The sequence below is a fragment of the Solidesulfovibrio fructosivorans JJ] genome, assembly GCF_000179555.1.
Classification (GTDB): domain Bacteria; phylum Desulfobacterota; class Desulfovibrionia; order Desulfovibrionales; family Desulfovibrionaceae; genus Solidesulfovibrio; species Solidesulfovibrio fructosivorans.
Genome location: NZ_AECZ01000071.1, coordinates 1 through 2,467, shown reverse-complemented (window position 1 = coordinate 2,467; position 2,467 = coordinate 1). Strand labels below are relative to the sequence as shown.

3 protein-coding genes are annotated in these 2,467 nt (G+C 64.5%); all 3 read right to left on the bottom strand.

What is annotated here, in order from left to right:
- Positions 1–669: 669 nt before the first annotated feature.
- Genes DESFRDRAFT_RS20505 through DESFRDRAFT_RS20495 form a run of 3 tightly spaced genes read right to left on the bottom strand, consistent with a single transcriptional unit; the run spans position 670 to position 2,404 of the window.
- The gene (locus DESFRDRAFT_RS20505; RefSeq protein ID WP_005997261.1) at positions 670–996 is read right to left on the bottom strand and encodes a hypothetical protein; all 327 of its coding nucleotides are present in this window, start codon (positions 994–996) and stop codon (positions 670–672) included.
- On the bottom strand, positions 993–1,259 hold the full coding sequence (locus DESFRDRAFT_RS20500) for a hypothetical protein (protein WP_005997260.1): 267 nt from the start codon (positions 1,257–1,259) through the stop codon (positions 993–995). Before DESFRDRAFT_RS20500 ends, DESFRDRAFT_RS20505 begins: the two co-directional genes overlap by 4 nt.
- A gap of 29 nt (positions 1,260–1,288) precedes the next feature.
- On the bottom strand, positions 1,289–2,404 hold the full coding sequence (locus DESFRDRAFT_RS20495) for a glycosyltransferase family 4 protein (protein WP_043795430.1): 1,116 nt from the start codon (positions 2,402–2,404) through the stop codon (positions 1,289–1,291).
- Between the last annotated feature and the right edge of the window lie 63 nt (positions 2,405–2,467).

The window sequence follows — 2,467 nt, the reverse complement described above, 5'->3', positions numbered from 1 at the left end:
TTTCGGCGAACCGTCGTGAGCCCCGGGTAGTTACTCCCGGCCGCTCACCGTGTCAACATCTTTTTTCAACTTTCCGTGCCGCCGTTTGCGGCCCGGCCGTGTCCGGTTTCCCGTCGCGGAGGAGTGCTTTTACGCATCCCAGCGCGGCCCGTCAACACTTTTTTTCAACTTTCGTCCGATCGCTTGCGCTTTCGAACCGTGCCCGGCTTCCCGAAGCAGAGTTGGATTGTTTACCCGCTCGCTCCCGGCCCGTCAACACTTTTTTTCAAGTCACCCGGAAAACCGTTTGTCTTCCGGGCCGCGTTCCGGTTTCCCGGCACGCGGAGGAGTGCTTCTACGCCCCGTCGCCGGGGCCGTCAACACCTTTTTTCAACTTCCTGGAAAACCGTTCGTTCCCCGGCCCGTGTCCCGGTTTCCCGTGACGTGGGAGGGTGCTTCTACGTCCCGTTGCCGGAACCGTCAACACCTTTTTTTCAACTCCCGGGAAACCGTTTGCTTCCCGGCCCGCGTCCCGGCTTTCCGTGACGTGGGAGGGTGCTTCTACGTCCCCTTCCGGGAACCGTCAACACCTTTTTTCAAATTTCCCCGGGAAGCTCGCTTCCCGAAAAAAAGCGCCCCGGGCACCCGGGGCGGAGGAAGGCTTCTACGCGGGCGGGCACGGGCCGTCAACTACAAATTTCCCTCGCCCTTGGTATTTTCCAAAACATCATCAATGCCGAATGTTTGCGACAGCGCTTCGCCAGGGCGCAACGTGACGCGGGTGATGGTCCAGGCGTCGTTGTCGATGACGTCGGCATGCCCGTCCCCATCCGGGGACAAGGACCGGGCCAGTTCTTCCAGGAAGCCCTCGGCATCCACCCAGCCGCCTTCGTGCTCGAATTCCAGCCGCCCGTCCCGGTACGCGGCCGACTCCAGCGGGCACCCCGGGGCCAGCGCCGCCCAGGCGTCCGGGGACAGCCCCCGCGCTTCCCCGTAGACGCGGTAGGCCGGCTTCACGCCCCGCCCTCGTCGGCAATGAGCCGCTCGGCCACGTTCAAATCGTACATCTCCAGGGGATCGACCCCGGCTTTGTGCTTCTTGTATTCCGCCGCCGCCTGGGCAATGGCCTCATAGGGAATCCAGTCGTGCCCCTCCCAGATTTCGGGATGCTCGCTGTTCCACAGCCGAAACTCCACCTGGCCGTACCGGTGACGCACATACATGCGCACCCGCTTTTCCGCCGGATTGGGATAGTAATACAACCCCAACGTATCTTTCATTTTTCCTCCAAATAAGCTTCCAGGCCCGCCTAGCGCAGGCTCTTTTCGAATTCCTCGAAGGTGCGCCGAGCCGTCTCGTCCCAGGAGAACTCCCGGGACCGCTCCAGGCCCAGCGCCCCCTTTTCCCGCCGCAGGACCGCGTCGCCGGCCACCCGGGACAGCACCCGGGCCATGCCCTCGGCGTCGGACGGAACGTCGAGATAGATCCCGGCCTCCCCCGCCACCTCGGGCAGGCTCGAAAGCCTCGAGGTCACCACCGGGCAGCCGCAGGCCATGGCCTCCAGCACCGGCAGGCCGAAGCCCTCGTAGATGCTGGGATACACCAGGGCCAGAGCCTTGGTGTACAGCGCGGCCAGTGTCGCGTCGTCAGTGTAGCCGAGCTCGATGGGCGGGACCCCCTCCATGCGTTCGCGGGACCAGCCCGTCCAGCCGGCCGTGACCAGGGGCACGTCCAGCCCCGAGCGGGCCAGGGCCTTGGGAATCACATGCATGTTCTTGCGCGGGTCATAGGTGCCCACGAACAAAAAGTACCGCTCCGGCACCGCCGAGGGCAAGGGCGCCTCCATAGGGTGGAACACCTCGGGCTCGTGGGCGTTCCAGGTCACCCGGACGCGGTCCCGGTCGATCCCGAGCACTCGGACCATCTCGTCCCGGGTGAAGCCCGACACGGCCAGAAACCGCGAAACCCAGGCCAGCCGGCGGAAGAAAAACATCCGGAAATAGCGCACCCGCTCGGCCGGATGATGCTCGGGAAAGGTCAGCAGGGACAGATCATGCACGGTGAACACCGTCCTGACGCCCCTCGGGACCCGAAACGGAAAAAAAGCCGCCTCATGGTAGACGTCATAGCCCCGGGCCGCTCGCCAAAACGCCCATTCCCGCTGATAATGCCGGGCCAGGCGCACCCCGAGCGCCACCGACGGCGGCAGTTTCCAAAGCAGATCGGTCAACCGCGACCGGGCGGCCAGATTCTCCGGCGGCTTCGGCGGCTCCCGCCCCACCCGCTTGCCGTCAAAATAGCCGATCTCCAGCCGGTCGCCATAGCCCCGCTCCAACGCCCCGTACAAACAGCGCAAATAGCGGCCAATGCCCGTATTCACCGTGGCCAACGGCACGGCGTTGACGATGACGCGTAGCTTTCTCATGCGGTGTGTGGAGGAACCGGGGGAGGGAACCCCTTTTTGCAAAAAGGGGTTCCCTCCCCCGGG

What these genes read in the sequence shown, in the direction of transcription:
- DESFRDRAFT_RS20495 (WP_043795430.1), bottom strand. Translation starts at nt 2,404, where the DNA reads ATGAGAAAGCTACGCGTCATCGTCAACGCCGTGCCGTTGGCCACGGTG.
- DESFRDRAFT_RS20500 (WP_005997260.1), bottom strand. Translation starts at nt 1,259, where the DNA reads ATGAAAGATACGTTGGGGTTGTATTACTATCCCAATCCGGCGGAAAAG.